This is a genomic window from Enterobacter cloacae complex sp. OE43NF (genome assembly GCF_023544405.1).
GTDB lineage: Bacteria > Pseudomonadota > Gammaproteobacteria > Enterobacterales > Enterobacteriaceae > Enterobacter > Enterobacter cloacae.
In genome coordinates, this window is sequence record NZ_JAMJFW010000019.1 from 61,928 (window position 1) to 81,523 (window position 19,596).

Consider the following 19,596-nt stretch of genomic DNA (forward strand, 5'->3'; position numbering starts at 1 on the left):
ATTACGGTACAACAATCAGCGGGCCACTGGCCGCACCCGTTGCCCGCCACTGCGGAACATACATGGACTCCACCAGCGGCACCGGTACCTGGTACGTTCCCGGCGTCACGGCGCGCGCCAGATAAACCAGCGTAACCGGCTGCCCTTCGTTTACCGGCACTGCGGCCACAAAGCGGTCGTCGCGGAACTCCATATGCTGAATATCCGCCTGCTGCATCTGGCTAAGCAGGTTCTGCACTTCGCTGCCGCTGTCCTGCAGGCTGGCGCTGCTGCTCGCCAGGTTCTGGTTCTCCAGCTCCAGACCCGCCGGGAGGAGATCCACCACCAGCGCATCCGGCACGTCCTGGCTGGCCTTCACTTCCAGCCATACCAGCACCAGCTCACCGCTCTTCAGCGAAGAGAGCGATTTCGAACTGCCGTCGGTTGCCAGAATATGGCGTTCAATCTGCAGAACATTCGAGGATGGCTGAGGAGCTGAGTCCGGGTAACCGGTGCTATCCAGACGCACCCAAAGCGGTGCCGTGCCGGTGTTGGTCACCTGCAGCGCACCAAGCTGATCGCCATTCATGTTCTGCACCAGCGCCTTGTCACCGCTCAATGCGCTACCCGAGAGTGAGGTTTCCGCCTGCCATGCTCCGGACAGAGTTTGTAGCGAACGTCCGGCCAGGAACAGCGCGTTACTCTCCTGCGTAGACAGCCAGCGCTGGCTGAAGGCCTGTTCAGACAGGGCATTCAGCAGCCTATTTTGCGCATCAGGCAGCAGCTTGTACTCCTCCAGAAGGGAGAGCATCAGCGCGTTGTCACGAAGCGCGCTACCGTAATCCGCCATCCAGTGTCTGCTGTCGTTGCGCGGCGTTTTGAGGGCCAGATCCAGCGCCTGCTGGCTGCGCGGGGCATCCCCCATCAGTTTGAGTGCCATACCGAGCTGCATCAGCGGCAGACCAGAAGCCGCCTGCCCGTGACGATCCCAGATTTCACGCAACGCACCCAGCGGGGCTTTTTGCTGGCGCGCCAGTACCAGTGCGGCATAGGCCTGCACGGCAAATTTGCTGGCCTGGGTATCGTCGCTGTAGCGGATGGACATCATGCCCGGATCCTGCAGGTAGCGGAGCAGTCGGCTATTGGCATTATTGACCGCATCCGTCGGCACGCTGTAGCCCTGCTCACCGGCACGCACCAGGAAGTCCGTGACATAGGCAGTCAGCCAGTACTCTTCCGGACCGTTTTTATCCCAGAGCGCAAAACCACCGTCATCACGCTGCATCTGCAGAAGGCGGGAGATGCCAATATCAATGGCAGCACGACGTTTGTCGTCCGTGTCGCCTTTAATGCCAAGCGCCTTCAGCTGTGACGCGTTGGTATAGAGCGACGGGAACAGGCCACTGGTGGTTTGTTCAAGACAGCCATAAGGATATGCCTGCAGCTCACGGATATAGCGCGCCAGATTAAGCGGCGGTTTGCCGCTAAGCAGCAGTTGTCCCTGCAATGTAGCGGGAGAGAAGCCGTTGATATGCTGCCCTGGCGCAGTCCAGGACTCACCCGGGTTCAGCATGGCCCCGGTATTCACCGTCTGCGCCGGGAACGCAGGACGGACGCCGATTTTCCAGCTCTTCTGCTGCGGAGCGAAGGTCTCGCCAGGCAGCTGAAGTCCTGTTACCTGCGCCGTCACTTCGCCGTCACCGTAACCTTCCAGTGCACGCACCGGAATAAACAGCGTGCTGCGCGCACCCGGTGGCAGTTTGACAGGCTGCGGCTGTGCCCCTTCCAGCGACAGCTTGCCGGTCGCGGTTAAGGCCACATTTAGCGTTTGCGGCTGATCGGTCAGGTTAGTGAGATCCAGTGTCAACCGTGAGGTATCGCCGCTTGCCAGGAAGCGCGGCGTATTAAGCTCGGTAATGACCGGCGCGGCCACGATTACTTTGCTTTCGCTGCTGCCGAAATCCTCTTCCGTCCAGGCCTGCGCCATCAGACGCAGCTCACCGTTGAAGTCTCCAATTGGCAGGGTGATGGACCCTTCACCATTCGCATCAAGCGTCACAGGCTGTGCCTGCTGGGCGATAATGGTGACATGGTTCACCGGCGGCTTACCGCCGCGTTTAAGCTCATCGCCGTCACCACCAAAACGCAGCGCGGCCATACGTCCCTGGCCTTCAATCACCTGGCCGTAGATATCGTAGATATCCGCGCCATAGCGCTTCTGACCAAAGAAGGCCTGCCACGGATCCGGCGTGACGTAATCGGTAATGTTCAGCACGCCGCTGTCCACCACGGAGACCAGCACGTTCACTTTCTGTGGTACCGGGCCCTCTTTAACGCTGGCTTTTACTTTCACGGAAAGCGTCTGGTTAGGGCGCATTTTCTGCGGGTTATCCAGCGCGATATTCAGACGGCGATTTTCATCCCCCATCGGCAGATGCAGCAGGCCAACCGCCCGCTTCGGCGTGGCGGATTTGGATTTATCGCCAGGGCGAACCACCAGCGTGCTGAGATAGAGGTCGTGGCGTTTCCAGGCTTTGTCTACCGGAATAGAGAGATCCAGTCCGTTGGCCGGAACGTCGATCTCTTTCCACCACAGCGGCCCTTCGCTGGATTCGATCATCGCATAGCCTTTACCCGCGGCAGGTGCGGCGATATGCAGCTGGATGGTGTCACCCGGCTGGTAAGAAGGCTTATCCAGTTTCAGGGTCACGCGGTCGGGGCGCGCGGCTCCCGTGCCGTCACTGTTATCCTGCCAGCTGTACCCGGCCCAGAAACGTACGCTGCTGACCATGTCATCAGGCGCTTTCACTTCCAGACGATAGGAGCCCCACTCTACAGGGAACGTCACTTTACCCGTTTCATCGGCCTTGAGGGTCAGCTCCTGCTCGCCTTCAATGAGATCTTTTTGATCAAACTGGGACTGCCAGCCATCGCTTTCTGACCAGTTCCAGTAGTAGTCGCGGCGTTCGCGGATCAGGCGCACCTGTAACCCGGAAACAGCCTTTTTCGCCCCACTGGCATCGGCATAGACAATGTCGAAACTGGCATTGCCGTTTTCATCGACAATAGGCTGGTTAACGGTGGTATCGGTGCGGTAATCATACACCGCCTTGCTGGCGAACTGAGGACGAATACCCGGTAATTCGGCTGCTGGCCAGATAGCCTGTTCAGCACGACGCGTCACCGGACGACCGCCTGATTCCAGCAGGCTGGCCTGCAGGATCAGCTGAAGCGGAGAGTGCACCTCTTTCCACTGGCTTTCTGTAGAGACCTGCCCACGCCCCTGTTCATCAAGCGTAAGCTGCACTTCATCCAGGCTGCGACTCAGGTTGTCTTCGGCGATATCGCCAAACTGGAAGCCAGGCAGCGCCGGAACCGCTTCACGCAGTGGACGCAAAAAGAGCTGCCCCTGCAGGGCATTACCGTTGGCCGGTGCGCCGTACAGGTAATATCCCACCACGTTAAAGTCGACGTTATCCTGCGGTGAAACCGGCATTTTTTGTCCGCTCAGATTCAGCGCCATACGCTCTGGCATAAAATCTTCGACATGGAAGTCCCACAGACGCTGCTGGTTATCGCCCGTATTGGCGCGGATATGCCACATGCCGGTTTGCGCCCCGCTGTCCAGCGGATAGTTAAAGCGATAGAGACCGTTCTCCGGCTGGACGACGACGGTACGCGCTACCTGCCCATCCGGGCGAAGCACATCCAGCTTCACCGGCTGCGCTGGCAGCGGTTTACCGTCGCTGTCGCGCAGTAAGCCGTTCAGGATCACCGTTTCGCCTGGGCGATAGAGGTCACGCGGGCCAAACATAAAGAATTGCTTGCTGTAACCCGGGCCACCGGCAATGTCGAACTCCGCCAGATCGAGTGCCGGCAGCTTGAGGTCAAGCAGCGTAGTCTGGCCATCTTTACTGGCAAGGATCAGCGCGGCTTCTTTGTCAGTTTCGAGCTTTGCATGGCCGTCGGCATCGCTGTTCGCCTCAGCCAGGGTCTGCCCTTTATCGTTTAACAGCGTGACGGTTACACCGGATTGCGCCGCACCGTTTTCCAGGCTCTGGGTGAAGATATCGAGACGGTTATGATAACGGTGAGCGGACAGCCCAATATCGCTTAAGGTGAAGAGCGTGGCGGCATTGCTGTAGTTGTAATGCCCTGCCTGATTCATCACTGCGATATAGACTCCCGACTGCTGGAGCGGCTTGATATCTTTCAGCGGCAGCAGCAGTTTTTCACGCGTGTTGCGTGCCGGGTTAAGATCGAAACGACCGGTATAAACCAACTCGGCCATCTTCAGCAGATTGTCAGATTCCCAGTTTGTCAGCGAGTTACGGTATTCCCACTGGCTGACGAATGAAGCCAGCGACTCCGGTTTCACGCGATAGAAGTTCACGTCCACGTTATTGACGTTGAGCGCCATGACCGGCAAGCCTTCCACCACTTTACCCGGCAGCAGTGACCCGCGGCTGGCGAAGCCGACCGTCGGCTCGACATCCCGGGTGGTCAGGGCTTTTTCGTAGTCGATGCCAAAAGTCGCTTTGTTTAACGCCTGCAGATCGCGTTCCACGGTGACGACCAGATTGCGGTTAGGCTCCAGATGGCGCAGACGAAGCTCTTTCAGGTTCGGCGCCAGTTCCCACGCCCCGTCAACCTTGCCGCTTTTCTTATCCACGACATGCACGGTTTTCGAGAAATCCTGATCCGGATTCAGTGGAACAGAGAATGTCAGCACCAGCGTGGCGGCGCCGTCCAGCTGCACTTCAGAGGCATCAAGCAGAGTGAGCGCTTTGCCCTGACTTTGTGCAGCCAGTTTTGCCAGCTTGTCAGCGTCTGGCTTTTCGGCCGCTTTTGGTGTGGTTGCTGTAGATGCCGCGGGAGCCGCAGCCTGAGGTTTATCGTCGCTGTTATCACAGCCGACAAGCGTAAACGTGGTGAGCAGCGCAAGAGAGAGCGCGGCTAAGCGAAACGGTTTCATCCTTTGTCCCTGGCCCATGGAGCCTGTTGGTCGTCTTCCGGATAAGTATTATCCGCAAGTTTCGTTAATACAAAAAGTCCATTTTTAGGATCTGGAAGGAGGCTCGCATCGTCAACGTGGTGATGTTACGCCGATCACAACGTCAAACGTCACATGTTACCTTTCACGTCATTTGTTTTTAAAACAAGAAGATAGCTGGATAAGCTCGCCGGGAGCCTGCTAGTTTTAAGCTCAAGACGCACCCCGAGTGCGCGGTTCAATAAGAGAGAAAGCCATGAAACGAGCCGTGAACGCCCTACAAAATTTCGGAAAATCATTGTACGGACCGGTACTTATTTTACCGATCGTCGGTCTGTTTATCGCCTTTGGCAATGTGCTGGGCAATGGCAACCTGGCCGAGTATCTGCCGTTTCTCGGCCATCCGCTGATCCAGAATATCGGCCAGCTGATCGCCAAATCTGCCGTGTCGGTGCTGGTTAACCTGGCCCTGGTGTTTGCCGTCGGCATCCCGATTGGTCTGGCAACACGGGACAAAGGCTACGCGGCGCTGATTGGGCTGGTAACGTTTGTGGTGTTTATCAACGCCATGAACGTCACGCTACAGCTTCAGGGCGAACTGGCGCCCGCAGCGCAGATGAAAGCCGCCGGGCAGACCATGGTGCTGGGCGTTCAGGTGCTGGAGATGGGTGTGTTCGCCGGGATCCTGACCGGCGCGCTTTCCGGATACCTGTACAACAAATACTCCGGCGTACAGTTTAACGGCGCGATGGCGATTTACTCTGGTCACTGTTTTGTCGCCATTGTGATGCTGCCCGTTTCCATGCTGCTCGGCGTAGTAATGAGCGAGCTGTGGCCGTTTGCCCAGCACGGCATTAGCGCAATGGCGCTTGCCATCAAAGGTTCTGGTCCGTTCGGCGTGGCGATCTACGGCTTCCTTGAGCGCATTCTGGTGCCCACCGGCCTGCATCATCTGGTCTATACCCCGTTCCTGTATACCGAACTGGGCGGCACGCAAGAGGTGTGCGGTACGGTTTATCAGGGCGCGCGCAACATTTACTTCGCGGAAATGGCCTGCCCGGAGGTGAAACAGCTCAGCAGCACGGTGGTATGGGATGCGCGCGGCATCAGCAAGATGTTTGGCCTGCCGGCGGCGGCGCTGGCGATGTACATGACCGCAAAGCCGGAGCGTAAAGCGGCAGCAAAAGCGATTCTGATCCCGGCGGCGCTCACTTCGCTGCTGGTCGGCGTCACCGAGCCCATCGAGTTCTCCTTCCTGTTTGTCGCCCCGCTGCTGTTCGTGGTGCACGCGGTGCTGACGGGTATCGGGATGATGCTGTTCTCCCTGCTGGGTGTTCACGCCATCGGCGCTAACGGGATTATCGATTTTATTCTCTACAACCTGCCGCTCGGTACGGAAAAGTCCAACTGGCCGATGTACATCGTGGTCGGGCTGATCATGTTTGTCCTCTACTTCGTGGTGTTCCGCTTCCTGATCCTGCGTTTCAACATGAAAACGCCAGGCCGTGAAGATGAGGACCAGGAGACGCGCCTTTACAGCAAACAGGAGTACCAGGCGAAGGGCAATAACGACGGGCTGGGTGAATCCATCGTCGTCGGTCTGGGCGGCCGGGAAAATATTGAAGTGGTGGATAACTGCTACACCCGCTTACGTGTGACGGTGAAGGATGTCGCCATCATTGATGAGCCGCGCCTGAAAGCGACCGGCGCAAAAGGGATTATCAAACAAGGTAACAACGTTCAGGTGGTCTACGGGCTGCATGTCAAAAAAATGCGAGAAGCCGTTGAGACGTTTCTCTGAAAGGAGCTAAAGATGTTTACACCCCCATTCATTCTGTCGATTGCTGGCGGCGGTAGCACCTACACGCCAGGTATTGTGAAAAGCCTGATGGTGCGTCTGCAGGACTTCCCGCTGGCCGAAATCCGCCTTTACGACATCGACGAGGCGCGTCAGAACACGATTGCCCCGGTGGTGGAAAAAGTGATCCGCGACCACAGCCAGAGCATCAAATTTACCGTCACCAATGACCCGGAAGTGGCCTTCAGCGGCGCACACTTCGTCTTCGCCCAGATGCGCGTTGGCCAGTATAAAATGCGCGAGCAGGATGAGAAGATCCCGCTGCGCCACGGCGTGGTTGGTCAGGAGACCTGCGGCCCCGGCGGGCTGGCTTACGGGCTGCGTACGATCCTGCCAATGGTCGAGCTTATCGATCTGGTGGATCGCTACGCGCATGAAAAAGCATGGATCGTAAACTACTCCAACCCGGCGGCAATCGTCGCAGAGGGGGTGCGTCGCCTGCGGCCGAACGCCCGCGTGCTGAATATTTGCGATATGCCGGTTGCCGCAATGCGTAACATGGGAGCCATTCTGGGGGTCGATCGCCGCAAGCTGGAGGTGGACTACTTTGGGCTGAATCACTTCGGCTGGTTTACCCGTGTGTTGGTGGACGGCGAGGACAAGCTGCCGGAGCTGCGTAAACATATCGCGAAGTTTGGTCTGCTGACGGAAGATGCCGCCAAAACCGACCCACAGCACTCCGATCCGTCGTGGGTAAAAACCTGGCGCAACATCAAGCCGATCATGGATAACTTCCCGGAGTATCTGCCGAACCCGTATCTGCAGTACTACCTGATGCCGAACCAGATTGTTGAGCATCAGAACCCGGACTACACCCGCGCTAACGAAGTGATGAACGGGCGTGAGAAAAAGCTGTTTGCCGCAGCCGAAGAATATAAGCGTACCGGGATCCTGCCGGACGCCTTCCACGTTGGCGTTCACGGCGAGTTTATCGTCGATGTCGCCTGCTCGCTGGCCTTCAACCTGCGGAGCCGTCATCTGGTGATGGTGGAAAACCGCGGGGCAATTACTAATCTGCCGTACGATGCGGTCGTCGAGGTTCCCGCTTATATCACCTCCGAGGGGCCAGAGCCTGTCCGCGTGGGCCAGGTGCCGCTGTTCCATCAGACGCTGCTGCAACAGCAGCTCGCCTCTGAACAGTTGCTGGTGGAAGCAACCATTGAAGGGAGCTATGAGAAAGCGCTGCAGGCATTTACCCTGAACCGCACCGTACCGACCATGGAGCACGCGAAAGCGATTCTGGATGAGATGATCGAGGCTAACCGCGAGTACTGGCCTGCGCTGCAAAAAGCCTGGCAGAACGGCGAAGCGGTGAAAAAATAGGGGCTTGCTCGCGAGTTGAACGTGGTTTGCTTGTCGGTGTCAGAAAAAACACCGACAATCCTTTTTTACGGAAAAGAATGGAGGCAACCCATGTCCACCTCATATTTTGTCGCCGCCGACTGGCTGATTGAGCACGGCGACGATCCTGAAGTGCAGATTATTGACGCGCGTATGGCTCCTCCGGGCCAGGAGCATCGTGACGTTCCCGGTGAATACCGCGCAGGGCACCTGCCGGGCGCGGTATTTTTTGATATCGAAGCCCTCTCCGATCACACCTCCCCTCTGCCGCACATGCTGCCACGCCCGGAAGCCTTCTCCGTGGCGATGCGCGAGCTGGGCATCAGCAAAGACAAACACCTCGTTGTTTATGATGAAGGTAACCTCTTCTCTGCCCCGCGCGCGTGGTGGATGCTGAAAAACTTCGGCGTCGAGAAAGTCTCGATTCTGGCGGGGGGTCTGGCTGGCTGGAAGCGCGACGAACTGCCGCTGCAGCAGGGGGACGTGACGCTGCCGGAGGGGGATTTTGACGCGACGTTTGACGCAAATGTGGTGAAACGCCTGACCGACGTGCTGGTCGTCAGCCATGAAAACACTGCTCAAATCGTCGATGCGCGTCCTGCCGCACGTTTTAACGCTGAAGCGGACGAACCTCGCCCTGGCCTGAAACGCGGACACATTCCGGGAGCATTGAACGTGCCGTGGGGCGATCTGGTGTTTGAGGGCGAACTGAAAACCACCGATGAGCTACGCGCGATTTTTGATCGTCAGGGCGTGGATTTACACCGTCCGATTATTGCCAGCTGCGGTTCCGGCGTAACGGCCTGCGTGGTGATACTGGCGCTCGCCACGCTCGGCGTAAACGACGTCACGCTGTACGACGGTGCCTGGAGTGAGTGGGGTGCGCGGGACGATCTGCCGGTTGAACCCGCGAAATAATGGATAACCGCCTGGCCACGCTGTTAACGCGCGGGGAATCGCTGACCCGCGCGGAATATCGCGTACTCGCACATCTTACGGAGCATCCGCTGCTGGTGGGTAACATCACGGTGCGGGAACTGGCGCAGGCGACATTTGTCTCTACCGCGACGATTATGCGGCTGTGTCAGAAGCTGGGGTTCAGCGGGTTTAGCGAGTTTATCTGGCACTGCAAACAGCTCCTCACCGACACGCCGCATATTACGACGCAAGGAAACGCCCTTCCGCAGTTGCCTGCGCTGTTCAGCCAGTTTATTGCCAACTATCAGCAGACATTCCAGTGGGTGACCGATGAGAAGCGCCTGCAGTTTGCCGACCTGCTGCGTCACAAAGAGAGCTTCTTTCTCTACGGTGCCGGGTTTTCCTATCTGTTTGCCGAATACCTGACCAAAAAACTGCAGGTGCTGGGGAAAACGGCGTTTATCTCCGGGCCGGGTGACAGCCGGAACATCTTTCTCAGCAACGCCGCCCGGTATCAGGTATTTATTGCCGTCTCGCGCAGCGGCGAAACAGAGCAGGTGCTGGATAAAGCGCGGATCGCCAAAAACGTCGGGATGACGATTGTCGCGTTTACCCGCGCCTCGGCCAATACGCTGGCGGGCATGGCGGACGTGCACTTCGCTCTCTATGACGAGGCAGTGCATTACGCCGCGGAAGCCGCAGGGGTGACGTCGTTTGAGTCGAATCTGGTACTGCTGATGGATTTACTGCTGCTGGAAGCAACGGGGTGACAGTCACCCCGCTGTAATCAGATGATGCGGTTGGTTTTGAGATCGCGCAGGAAACCGCCCCAGCGACGCTCATAGAACGGTGTGATGTGCTCGGTAATAAAGTGACTGATGCCCTTCTCACCGTTCTTCACCTGGCAGATATCAATTGGCTCATCGCCCGGCAACGTATCAGTGGCCACGCTGCCCGCCGCCTGGATGATTTCATCGATATCGCCGTCAGCTTCAATACCAATCAACAGTACCGGCTGTTCATCCGCTTGCTCTTTAATTGAACAGAGGAACGCGCGTCTTACCGGCTTCAGGGTTTTGAACAACGTGGTCAGGGAATCGATCATCTGCGCTGGCGGTTCGGCCACTTCAGAGAGCAGCAGCGTTTCGCCCCTTTCCAGCACTTCCTGGGTGCTGAGCGGGTTACCCTCTTCACCAATCAGATGGCTGATTTCACGCGGCGTGAATTCTTTCCCGGTCGGCAGTTTCGCATTAAGGAACAGCGTCTGGCCCAGCGTCATTTCGAACAGCGTGCGTACCGGCATCACCACGAACGCCTGTTCATCTTCAACGGCGGTCTGCAGCGCTTCCAGCGAGGTAAAGAACGGGATCACCGAGGTGCCGTCGTCTTTCTCCCAGTGCAGCAGATCCAGCGCGCTATCTTCAACAACCTGCTCACCTTCCGCCGCGGTTCCTGGCACCCAGACGGTGGATTCCAGCAGCGTGCGGAAAAATGCCGGACGGTGGGCGGGCTCGGTCGCCGCCTGTTCCAGAAGGGTTTCTAATTCATTTTTGGTTTCGGACATAACAATTCCAGATGTCGAATTTTCCCCTCACCCCGGCCCTCTCCCTCAAGGGAGAGGGAGCAAACCATCCCCTCTCCCCGTGGGAGAGGGTTAGGGTGAGGGCAAAAAGCATTACTCAGCCGTCAGCAGGTTCGCCACGGTACGCACGCCCAGGCCGGTCGCGCCCGCAGACCACTGCTCAACCGCCGCTTTACGGTAGGTTGCGGAGCAGTCGATATGCAGCCAGCCTTCGTGATAGTTCTCAACGAAGTGGGACAGGAAGCCAGCTGCGGTGCTTGCACCCGCCGGGTATGCCGCGCTCGCGGTGTTATTCAGTTCGGCAAAATTAGACGGCAGCTGGCTGCGGTGGAACTCCGCCAGCGGCAGACGCCAGAACGGTTCGTTTTCTGCCGCAGCGCTTGCCAGCAGGCGGGCCGCCAGCTTGTCATCAAAGCTGAACAGCGCATGGTAGTCGTTACCCAGAGCCGTTTTTGCCGCGCCGGTCAGGGTGGCCATATCGATAATCAACTCTGGCTTCTGGGCAGAAGCGTCGATCAGGCCATCGGCCAGCACCAGACGGCCTTCTGCATCGGTGTTCATCACTTCAACATTTTTGCCGTTGCGGTAGCGAATGATGTCGCCCAGCTTGAAGGCGTTACCGCTTACCATGTTGTCCGCGCAGCACAGGTACAGCTTCACGCGTTTTTTCAGGCCACGGGTAATCGCAAACGCCAGCGCACCGGTAATGGTTGCCGCCCCGCCCATGTCGGATTTCATGGAGTCCATGAACGCGCTCTGCTTCAGGCTGTAGCCACCGGTGTCGAAGGTGATACCTTTCCCGACCAGGCAGGCAAACACTGGCGCGTCTTTATCGCCGGTTGGGTTGTAGTCCAGCGCCAGCAGCACCGGTGGACGCTCAGAGCCACGACCCACGGTGTGAATGCCCATGTAGTTCTGCTCGCGCAGGTCTTCACCTTTGGTGATGCGATAAGACATGTTGTCGCCGGCCACGCCGCACAGCAGATCAACGGCGCGCTGTGCCAGCTGTTCCGGCCCCAGCTCTTCTGCCGGTGCGTTAATGGTGTCACGTACCCAGTCGATAATGGTCAGGCGGCTTTCCAGCTCTTTTTGACCGGCTTCGTCAAGGTTGGCCCACTCAATTTTGCGGGTGCCTTTTGGCCCTTTATAACCGGCCCAGAACGCCCAGCTGCGGTCGGTGTCCCAGCCCTCGCCTGCCAGAGAGACATGCTTAATGCCGAGCCCATCAATTTTACGCGCGGCGCGCTGGATCAGGCCCAGATCGTCGTTGCCCGTCAGGTGCAGGGTAATACCGTCGTTGTTGATACTGTAAGTGGCTTTTTCGCCCCAACGCGCATCGGCGGGTTGCGTAGAGAGCGTAATCTTCATCGCTTCGGTCATTTTATTTATCCTTATTAGCAAACGGGCCGCCTGAAGGCAGCCCGTTACGTGATTTACTCTGCTTCATCTAACCAGACTAACAGAATCGCCTCCAGAATTTTTTCATTGGATGCGTTGGGATCGTCGTCAAAATCCTCTAAATCGCAGATCCACTGATGCATATCGGTGAAACGTACGGTTTTTGGATCGAGATCCGGGTTAGCGTCGTAGAGCGCTTCGCCGATTTCACGGCTGTCTGTCCACTTCAGTCCCATATTAATGCTCGCGTGCGTGGTTGATGGTGTAGCGTGGGAACTCCACGACCAGATCTTCGTCGGTCACCGCTGCCTGGCAGCTTAAGCGGCTGTCGGGCTCCAGACCCCATGCTTTATCCAGCATGTCATCTTCGTCTTCGGTGCTCTCGGCAAGCGAGTCGAAACCTTCACGCACGATGCAGTGGCATGTTGTGCAGGCACAGGATTTTTCACAGGCGTGTTCCACTTCGATACCTGCACGCAGGGCAACATCGAGAATGGTTTCACCGGTCTTCGCTTCCAGAACAGCGCCATCCGGACAGAGGTCCGCATGAGGCAAAATAACAATCTTTGGCATATTAAACCTCGTCCACGGACTGGCCTTTCAGCGCGACGCGGACAGATTTGTCCATGCGGCGAGCAGCAAAGTCCTGGGTTTGTTTATCAACGTTTTTAATGGCTTCTTCTATTGCGTCAGCGTCATTGCCCTGGGCGACCACGCTTAAGTGCGTAGCAGCCTCGTCAATCACCTGACGCTCAGCGGCGCTTAACAGCGCGGCATCGGCAGCGAGCGCGCCGTTCAGGCTTTCCAGCACGCGTGCGGCTTCCACTTTTTGTTCGGCCAGCATACGCGCCTTCACATCCTGCTCGGCGTAGCTCATTGAGTCCTGAATCATGGAGGCGATTTCGCCATCGGTCAGGCCGTAGGACGGCTTCACCTGAATGGACGATTCGACACCAGTCGATTTTTCCATCGCCGTGACGCTCAGCAGGCCGTCTGCATCCACCTGGAAGGTGACGCGAATATGCGCCCCGCCCGCAGGCAGCGCCGGAATGCCCCGCAGCGCAAAGCGCGCCAGCGAGCGGCAGTCCTGCACCAGTTCGCGTTCGCCCTGCATCACGTGAATGGACATGGCCGTCTGACCGTCTTTAAAGGTAGTGAACTCCTGCGCACGTGCCACCGGAATGGTGGTGTTGCGCGGAATGACTTTCTCCACCAGTCCGCCCATGGTCTCTAAACCCAGCGACAGCGGGATAACGTCCAGCAGCAGCATTTCACTGTCCGGCTTGTTGCCGACCAGAATATCCGCCTGAATCGCCGCGCCCACGGCAACCACTTTGTCCGGGTCAATGGAGGTCAGCGGCGTGCGGCCAAAGAATTCGCCTACACGCTCACGCACCAGCGGTACGCGGGTGGAGCCACCCACCATGACCACTTCCAGCACCTCATCCGCCTCAACGCCGGCATCTTTCAGCGCACGACGGCAGGCTAACAGCGTGCGTTTCACCAGGGGGGCGATCAGATCGTTAAACTGTTCACGGGCGATCTCACCCTGCCAGCCCGCCACGTTCACACTGACTGACCCAGCATCGCTTAGCGCAATTTTGGCCTCGATGGCCGCATCCAGCAGTTCACGCTGTACGCGGGCATCGCTGCGATCGCTGATGCCCGCCTGCTCGCGAATGTAATCCGCCAGCAGATGGTCAAAGTCATCGCCGCCCAGCGCGGAGTCCCCGCCGGTCGCCAGCACTTCAAACACCCCACGGCTTAAGCGCAGGATCGAGATATCAAAGGTACCGCCGCCGAGATCGTAAACCGCAATCACCCCTTCCTGACCGGAGTCGAGGCCGTAGGCAATCGCTGCCGCTGTCGGTTCGTTCAGCAGGCGCAGCACGTGCAGGCCCGCCAGACGCGCGGCGTCTTTGGTGCCCTGACGCTGTGCGTCATCAAAGTAGGCCGGAACGGTAATCACCACACCGTCTAAATCGCCGCCGAGCGTTGCCGTGGCACGCTCCGCCAGCGCTTTAAGGATGTCAGCGGATACGCGAATTGGGTTCAGCAGCCCGGCCGCAGTCGCAATCATCGGCAGGCCGTTTTCACTGGCCTGCAGCTGATACGGCAGATGCGGGTAACGGGTCTGAATATCGGCCAGCGAGCGGCCCATCATCCGCTTAACGGAGCTGATGGTATTCGCCGGATCGCGCGCGGCGTCAGCGCGGGCATCAAAGCCCACCGCGTGGCCCTGCTGCTGGTAGTGGACCACGGAAGGCAGCAGATGGCGGCCCTGCTCGTCAGCCAGCGTCTCCGCCTGGCCGCTACGCACGGTTGCCACGAGGGAATTGGTGGTGCCAAGATCAATACCCACCGCCAGACGACGCTGGTGCGGTGCGGCACTTAAGCCAGGCTCACTAATTTGTAATAAGGCCATAATTGCTTCCGAAATTAAAAATCGAGCAGCTTTTCTTCGAGTTGTTCAGCACTGCTTCGCAGTTTATCGAGAAAACGGAGTTTGCGCACAGTGTCTGCCGCCACGTCCCAGGTCTCGTTGTTCAGTTGCGCCACCATCTGCTGATGGCGGGTATCAAACATGCCCTTCACGCGCGTGATGAACCCTTCCAGACGCGCTTCGTCTTTGGCCTGTTCAATCTCATCCAGCTCTTCGCGAAGCGTAAGCTGTTCCATCAGAAACGCCGTGTCGCGTACGGTGTGTTGTTCGCTCGCCAGATCAAAGCCGTGGAGCGAAAGCAGATATTCTGCACGCGCCAGCGGATGGCGCAGCGTCTGCCAGGCCTGGTTGATGGTCGCGGATTGCGACACCGCAGCCAGTTGTTCAGCCTGAGTACCGCTGGCGAATTTGTCCGGATGATACTGACGCTGCAGGTCCTGAAAACGGATCGTCAGCGCCTGGAGATCAATCGGGTATTGAGCGGGTAAACCGAAGAGAGTGAAGTAATCCATAACAATCTCAGGGGTAGCCTGTTAGAACAAACCCCACGCGTAGCAAATAAAGCCACGGTGGGGTTTCGGATGACGCGCGATTAAACGTGGAAGCTTTCGCCGCAACCACACTCGTCTTTGACGTTCGGGTTCGTGAATTTGAACCCTTCGTTCAGGCCTTCTTTTACAAAGTCCAGCTGAGTGCCGTTGAGGAATTGCAGGCTTTTGCCATCGACCACCACCTTCACGCCCTTGTCTTCAAACACAGTGTCATCGGACGCTGGTTCGTCAACAAACTCCAGTACGTAAGCCATACCAGAACAGCCGGAGGTACGTACGCCCAGTCGCAGGCCAAAGCCTTTACCACGGTTCGCCAGAAAAGAGCTTACTCGCGCGGCAGCGCTGTCGCTAAGGGTAATCGACATACTCAAACCTCAATTATTTTGCTTCACGTTTGCTTTTGTAATCCGCAATGGCGGCTTTGATCGCGTCTTCTGCCAGGATAGAACAGTGAATTTTCACCGGTGGCAGTTCGAGTTCTTCAGCAATATCCGTGTTCTTGATTGCCTGTGCTTCGTCCAGAGACTTGCCCTTCACCCACTCGGTAACCAGGGAGCTGGACGCGATAGCAGAACCGCAGCCGTAGGTCTTGAAGCGCGCGTCTTCAATGATACCTTCATTGTTGACTTTAATCTGCAACTTCATCACGTCGCCACAAGCTGGCGCGCCAACCATACCGCTACCTACGCTCTCGTCGCTGTTGTCAAAAGAGCCAACGTTGCGCGGGTTCTCGTAATGATCGATTACTTTTTCGCTGTATGCCATGATTGAATTCTCCTTATGTACCGATTAGTGATGTGACCATTCAATGCTGTTCAGATCCACGCCCTGCTTGAACATTTCCCACAGTGGAGAAAGGTCACGCAGACGGCCGATGGAGTTGCGAACCAGCTTGATGGTGTAGTCAATCTCTTCTTCGGTAGTGAAACGACCTAAAGAGAAACGGATAGAGCTGTGTGCCAGCTCGTCAGTCATACCCAACGCGCGCAGCACGTAGGATGGCTCCAGGCTTGCAGACGTACAGGCAGAACCGGAAGAGACCGCCAGGTCTTTCAGCGCCATGATCAGCGATTCGCCTTCAACATAGTTGAAGCTCACGTTGAGGATGTTGGGTGCGCCCTGCTCGAGATCGCCGTTCAGATACACTTCTTCCATATCTTTCACGCCGTCCCACAGACGGTTACGGAGCGTGCGCAGGCGCGCCATCTCGGTTTCCATCTCTTCTTTCGCAATGCGGTAAGCTTCGCCCATGCCCACAATCTGGTGAACAGGCAGCGTACCGGAACGCATGCCGCGCTCGTGTCCGCCACCGTGCATCTGCGCTTCAATGCGGATACGTGGCTTACGACGAACGTACAGCGCGCCGATACCTTTCGGGCCATAGATTTTGTGGCCGGAGAAGGACATCAGGTCGACTTTCAGCTGGCTCAGGTCGATAGGCAGTTTGCCCACGCTCTGAGTCGCATCAACGTGATAGATGATGCCGCGCGCACGGCACATTTCGCCGATGGTCGCGATATCCTGCACCACGCCGATTTCGTTGTTTACATGCATGATGGAAACCAGGATGGTGTCATCACGCATCGCCGCTTCGAGCTCTTTCAGGTCAATAATACCGTTGCTCTGTGGCGCCAGGTAAGTGACTTCAAAGCCTTCACGCTCGAGCTGACGGCAGGTGTCCAGCACAGCTTTATGTTCGGTTTTGCTGGTGATGATGTGCTTGCCTTTTTTCTGATAAAAGTTGGCTGCACCTTTGATCGCCAGGTTGTCGGATTCGGTCGCACCGGAGGTGAACACAATCTCACGCGGGTCGGCACCCACCAGGTCAGCAATCTGATTACGGGCGATATCCACCGCCTCTTCAGCATGCCAGCCAAAACGGTGTGAACGGGAAGCTGGGTTACCAAAGTTTCCGTCCAGGGTCAGACACTGCATCATTTTCTCGGCAACACGCGGGTCCACCGGCGTGGTTGCGGAGTAGTCGAGATAAATCGGTAATTTCATTGCTCTATAAACTCCGTACATCGCTTCAATGCAAGGAATCAGGCAACCGGCTGGATGTACGACCGAGTACACGGGGCAGCTTCGCCCCGGCCTGATTCTGAAATACTTATCTTTTTATTACGCGCGTAATTTAACGTCGATAGCGTCCTGCGCGCGGGTGCTGCGTTGAGATTCCTGGCTGTGCTGACGGCCCGATACATCCAGAACTTCCTGGTTATTCACCAGTTCACCAAGGGTGATGTTGTTCAGGAAGCCGGTCAGGCGATCGCTCAGATCGCGCCACAGCGCGTGGGTCAGGCACTTATCGCCGCCCTGGCAGCCACCTTTCCCCTGGCAACGGGTCGCGTCAACGGATTCGTCAACCGCACTAATGACTTCGCCAACCGCAATACTGCCCGCGTCTTTACCCAGCAGATAACCGCCGCCTGGGCCACGAACGCTGGAAACCAGTCCATTTTTACGCAGTCTGGAGAACAGCTGTTCCAGATAAGAGAGAGAGATCCCTTGTCGTTCAGAAATATCAGCCAACGGAACCGGGCCCGCTTCGGAGTTGAGCGCAACGTCCAGCATCGCGGTTACGGCATAACGCCCTTTAGATGTCAGTCTCATGTCTTACTTAACCTCAAACTCGCCCCTGCCCGGGGTTTTTTATAGTAAAATGGGGTATTGCATAGCAGGGCCAAGTCTGACATTCCTGACTAAATTGGTCAACTATTTACTTGACTGTTTTAGTCAGGTATTTAACCTTCCGTGCCGTATTCTTTTGCCCGGCGGCGCTGCGCTTGCACGGGCCTACGGGTTTTGTAGGCCGGGTAAGCGCAGCGCCACCCGGCGAACAGACGACACTACTCTTTATTCTTCTGCTCAATCGACGCCAGAATCCCACGCAGGATGTTCAGCTCCTGGCTTTCCGGGCGCGCACGGGTGAACAGGCGACGCAGCTTATTCATCACCTGCCCCGGATGGCCTTCGCGGATAAAACCGGTAGAGAGCAGCGTCTGCTCCAGGTGACCATAGAAGCGCTCCAGATCGTCCACCAGCGGATAGGCGGTCTCTTCTTTCGGTTCTGCCACTTTCTCCTGGGTCGCCAGCCAGGCCATCCGCACTTCGTAGGCAATGACCTGTACCGCCATCGCCAGGTTCAGCGAGCTGTATTCCGGGTTCGCCGCAATCGCGACGTGGTAATGGCACTTCTGCAGTTCGTCATTGGTCAGGCCGACGCGCTCACGCCCAAACACCAGCGCCACAGGCGCCTGTTCCGCTTCTGAGACACTTTTCAGGCCGCATTCGCGCGGGTCCAGCATTGGCCACGGCAGCGTACGGGAACGCGCGCTGGTACCGACGACCAGACTGCAACCCGCCAGCGCTTCGTCCAGGGTATCAACAATTTGCGCGTTGCCAATCACGTCGCTGGCACCGGCGGCCAGTGCGATGGCCTGAGAGTCCGGTTTCACCAGCGGATTAACCAGCCACAGATTCGTTAAGCCCATGGTTTTCATAGCGCGGGCAACGGAGCCCATATTGCCGGTATGCGATGTTTCGACCAGCACGATTCGAATGTTTTGCAGCATAGTTTTGGATGTCTGAATTCAGTGTCTAAAGAATATTCGGGCATATTATCATAAACGAGAGACATATTCCGATCCCGCTGCTATACTCTGCGCCGATTTTCCTGTTCTTTAACATCCAGTGAGAGAGACCGATGCATCCGATGCTGACCATCGCCGTGCGCGCAGCGCGCAAGGCGGGTAATGTAATTGCCAAACACTACGAAACGCCAGACTCCGTAGAAACCAGCCAGAAAGGCAGCAATGATTTCGTGACTAACGTCGATAAAGCCGCAGAAGCGATTATTATCGAAACGATCCGCAAATCTTACCCACAGCACACCATCATCACCGAAGAAAGCGGTGAACATGAAGGTACCGATCAGGATGTTCAATGGGTTATCGATCCACTGGATGGCACCACCAACTTCGTTAAACGCCTGCCACACTTCTCTGTGTCTATTGCAGTACGCATTAAAGGCCGTACTGAAGTTGCCGTTGTTTATGATCCAATGCGTAACGAACTGTTCACCGCTACCCGCGGTCAGGGCGCGCAGCTGAACGGTTACCGTCTGCGCTGCAGCAATGCACGCGATCTGGACGGCACCATTCTGGCGACCGGTTTCCCGTTCAAGGCGAAACAGCACGCAACCACCTACATGAATATCCTCGGCAAACTGTTCACCGAATGCGCGGACTTCCGTCGCACCGGCTCTGCCGCGCTGGATCTGGCCTACGTGGCGACCGGCCGCGTTGACGGTTACTTCGAACTGGCGCTGAAGCCGTGGGACTTTGCTGCGGGCGAGCTGATCGCGCGTGAAGCAGGCGCACTGGTATGCGATTTCACCGGCGGCCATAACTATATGTCTACCGGCAACATCGTTGCAGGTAACCCACGCGTTGTTAAAGCCATGCTGGCAAACATGCGTGATGAACTGAGCGATGCGCTGAAGCGTTAATCCCGGTAATTCCCTCTCCCGGT

At 57.2% G+C, this 19,596-nt stretch carries 17 protein-coding genes; 5 read left to right on the forward strand and 12 right to left on the reverse strand.

Annotation, left to right across the window (positions count from 1 at the left end; translation table 11 throughout):
- Position 1: 1 nt before the first annotated feature.
- The gene (locus tag M8370_RS11305; protein WP_250021052.1) at positions 2 to 4,954 is read right to left on the reverse strand and encodes an alpha-2-macroglobulin family protein; all 4,953 of its coding nucleotides are present in this window, start codon (positions 4,952 to 4,954) and stop codon (positions 2 to 4) included.
- Between the two features lie 274 nt (positions 4,955 to 5,228).
- Here M8370_RS11305 and M8370_RS11310 point away from each other — a divergent pair, with 274 nt between their 5' ends.
- The 4 genes from M8370_RS11310 (at position 5,229) to M8370_RS11325 (ending at position 9,859) form a co-directional block, all read left to right on the forward strand.
- Entirely contained in the window at positions 5,229 to 6,773 is a 1,545-nt protein-coding gene (locus tag M8370_RS11310; protein WP_058662096.1) for a PTS transporter subunit EIIC, read from the forward strand.
- 12 nt (positions 6,774 to 6,785) lie between these two features.
- Positions 6,786 to 8,153: a 6-phospho-alpha-glucosidase gene (locus M8370_RS11315; RefSeq protein WP_023620126.1), complete on the forward strand. Its 1,368-nt coding sequence runs from the start codon at positions 6,786 to 6,788 to the stop codon at positions 8,151 to 8,153.
- A gap of 90 nt (positions 8,154 to 8,243) precedes the next feature.
- Positions 8,244 to 9,089 (forward strand): 3-mercaptopyruvate sulfurtransferase, encoded by an 846-nt coding sequence (gene sseA, locus M8370_RS11320; RefSeq protein ID WP_038985685.1) that lies wholly within the window; start codon positions 8,244 to 8,246, stop codon positions 9,087 to 9,089.
- Positions 9,089 to 9,859, forward strand: a complete 771-nt coding sequence (locus M8370_RS11325; RefSeq protein WP_013098289.1) for a MurR/RpiR family transcriptional regulator — start codon at positions 9,089 to 9,091, stop codon at positions 9,857 to 9,859. Before sseA ends, M8370_RS11325 begins: the two co-directional genes overlap by 1 nt.
- 17 nt (positions 9,860 to 9,876) lie before the next feature.
- Here the strand turns inward: M8370_RS11325 and sseB are convergent, their stop codons facing one another.
- The 11 genes from sseB to trmJ form a co-directional block, all read right to left on the reverse strand.
- Positions 9,877 to 10,653: an enhanced serine sensitivity protein SseB gene (gene sseB, locus M8370_RS11330; protein ID WP_250021053.1), complete on the reverse strand. Its 777-nt coding sequence runs from the start codon at positions 10,651 to 10,653 to the stop codon at positions 9,877 to 9,879.
- A 111-nt stretch (positions 10,654 to 10,764) separates the two neighbouring features.
- A complete protein-coding gene (gene pepB / locus M8370_RS11335) occupies positions 10,765 to 12,051 on the reverse strand; it encodes an aminopeptidase PepB (RefSeq protein ID WP_013098291.1) in 1,287 nt (428 codons plus the stop codon).
- Between the two features lie 53 nt (positions 12,052 to 12,104).
- A complete protein-coding gene (gene iscX / locus M8370_RS11340; RefSeq protein WP_003860650.1) occupies positions 12,105 to 12,305 on the reverse strand; it encodes a Fe-S cluster assembly protein IscX in 201 nt (66 codons plus the stop codon).
- 1 nt (position 12,306) lies between these two features.
- Complete coding sequence (gene fdx, locus M8370_RS11345; protein ID WP_003860652.1) at positions 12,307 to 12,642, reverse strand: ISC system 2Fe-2S type ferredoxin; 336 nt, start codon at positions 12,640 to 12,642, stop codon at positions 12,307 to 12,309.
- Position 12,643: 1 nt separating this feature from the next.
- Positions 12,644 to 14,494: a Fe-S protein assembly chaperone HscA gene (gene hscA / locus M8370_RS11350; RefSeq protein WP_095439782.1), complete on the reverse strand. Its 1,851-nt coding sequence runs from the start codon at positions 14,492 to 14,494 to the stop codon at positions 12,644 to 12,646.
- Between the two features lie 14 nt (positions 14,495 to 14,508).
- Positions 14,509 to 15,024, reverse strand: a complete 516-nt coding sequence (hscB, locus tag M8370_RS11355; protein ID WP_020690034.1) for a co-chaperone HscB — start codon at positions 15,022 to 15,024, stop codon at positions 14,509 to 14,511.
- Positions 15,025 to 15,104: 80 nt separating this feature from the next.
- Positions 15,105 to 15,428 carry an iron-sulfur cluster assembly protein IscA gene (iscA, locus tag M8370_RS11360; RefSeq protein WP_003860659.1) on the reverse strand — a complete coding sequence of 108 codons (324 nt, stop codon included), beginning with the start codon at positions 15,426 to 15,428 and terminating at the stop codon, positions 15,105 to 15,107.
- A gap of 13 nt (positions 15,429 to 15,441) precedes the next feature.
- The gene (gene iscU / locus M8370_RS11365) at positions 15,442 to 15,828 is read right to left on the reverse strand and encodes a Fe-S cluster assembly scaffold IscU (protein WP_003860661.1); all 387 of its coding nucleotides are present in this window, start codon (positions 15,826 to 15,828) and stop codon (positions 15,442 to 15,444) included.
- A 24-nt stretch (positions 15,829 to 15,852) separates the two neighbouring features.
- Positions 15,853 to 17,067 (reverse strand): cysteine desulfurase, encoded by a 1,215-nt coding sequence (gene iscS, locus M8370_RS11370; RefSeq protein WP_003860663.1) that lies wholly within the window; start codon positions 17,065 to 17,067, stop codon positions 15,853 to 15,855.
- 117 nt (positions 17,068 to 17,184) lie between these two features.
- Positions 17,185 to 17,676 (reverse strand): Fe-S cluster assembly transcriptional regulator IscR, encoded by a 492-nt coding sequence (gene iscR / locus M8370_RS11375; RefSeq protein ID WP_013098294.1) that lies wholly within the window; start codon positions 17,674 to 17,676, stop codon positions 17,185 to 17,187.
- Positions 17,677 to 17,912: 236 nt separating this feature from the next.
- Positions 17,913 to 18,638 (reverse strand): tRNA (cytosine(32)/uridine(32)-2'-O)-methyltransferase TrmJ, encoded by a 726-nt coding sequence (gene trmJ, locus M8370_RS11380; protein WP_013098295.1) that lies wholly within the window; start codon positions 18,636 to 18,638, stop codon positions 17,913 to 17,915.
- 131 nt (positions 18,639 to 18,769) lie between these two features.
- On the opposite strand from trmJ, the gene suhB reads away from it, so the two are divergent.
- A complete protein-coding gene (gene suhB / locus M8370_RS11385; RefSeq protein WP_013098296.1) occupies positions 18,770 to 19,573 on the forward strand; it encodes an inositol-1-monophosphatase in 804 nt (267 codons plus the stop codon).
- The last annotated feature ends 23 nt before the right edge of the window (positions 19,574 to 19,596 follow it).

What these genes read in the sequence shown, in the direction of transcription:
- pepB (WP_013098291.1), bottom strand. Translation starts at nt 12,051, where the DNA reads ATGACCGAAGCGATGAAGATTACGCTCTCTACGCAACCCGCCGATGCG.
- M8370_RS11310 (WP_058662096.1), top strand. Translation starts at nt 5,229, where the DNA reads ATGAAACGAGCCGTGAACGCCCTACAAAATTTCGGAAAATCATTGTAC.
- iscR (WP_013098294.1), bottom strand. Translation starts at nt 17,676, where the DNA reads ATGAGACTGACATCTAAAGGGCGTTATGCCGTAACCGCGATGCTGGAC.
- iscX (WP_003860650.1), bottom strand. Translation starts at nt 12,305, where the DNA reads ATGGGACTGAAGTGGACAGACAGCCGTGAAATCGGCGAAGCGCTCTAC.
- hscA (WP_095439782.1), bottom strand. Translation starts at nt 14,494, where the DNA reads ATGGCCTTATTACAAATTAGTGAGCCTGGCTTAAGTGCCGCACCGCAC.
- fdx (WP_003860652.1), bottom strand. Translation starts at nt 12,642, where the DNA reads ATGCCAAAGATTGTTATTTTGCCTCATGCGGACCTCTGTCCGGATGGC.
- M8370_RS11305 (WP_250021052.1), bottom strand. Translation starts at nt 4,954, where the DNA reads ATGAAACCGTTTCGCTTAGCCGCGCTCTCTCTTGCGCTGCTCACCACG.
- iscS (WP_003860663.1), bottom strand. Translation starts at nt 17,067, where the DNA reads ATGAAATTACCGATTTATCTCGACTACTCCGCAACCACGCCGGTGGAC.
- trmJ (WP_013098295.1), bottom strand. Translation starts at nt 18,638, where the DNA reads ATGCTGCAAAACATTCGAATCGTGCTGGTCGAAACATCGCATACCGGC.
- iscU (WP_003860661.1), bottom strand. Translation starts at nt 15,828, where the DNA reads ATGGCATACAGCGAAAAAGTAATCGATCATTACGAGAACCCGCGCAAC.
- sseB (WP_250021053.1), bottom strand. Translation starts at nt 10,653, where the DNA reads ATGTCCGAAACCAAAAATGAATTAGAAACCCTTCTGGAACAGGCGGCG.
- hscB (WP_020690034.1), bottom strand. Translation starts at nt 15,024, where the DNA reads ATGGATTACTTCACTCTCTTCGGTTTACCCGCTCAATACCCGATTGAT.
- M8370_RS11315 (WP_023620126.1), top strand. Translation starts at nt 6,786, where the DNA reads ATGTTTACACCCCCATTCATTCTGTCGATTGCTGGCGGCGGTAGCACC.
- iscA (WP_003860659.1), bottom strand. Translation starts at nt 15,428, where the DNA reads ATGTCGATTACCCTTAGCGACAGCGCTGCCGCGCGAGTAAGCTCTTTT.
- suhB (WP_013098296.1), top strand. Translation starts at nt 18,770, where the DNA reads ATGCATCCGATGCTGACCATCGCCGTGCGCGCAGCGCGCAAGGCGGGT.
- M8370_RS11325 (WP_013098289.1), top strand. Translation starts at nt 9,089, where the DNA reads ATGGATAACCGCCTGGCCACGCTGTTAACGCGCGGGGAATCGCTGACC.
- sseA (WP_038985685.1), top strand. Translation starts at nt 8,244, where the DNA reads ATGTCCACCTCATATTTTGTCGCCGCCGACTGGCTGATTGAGCACGGC.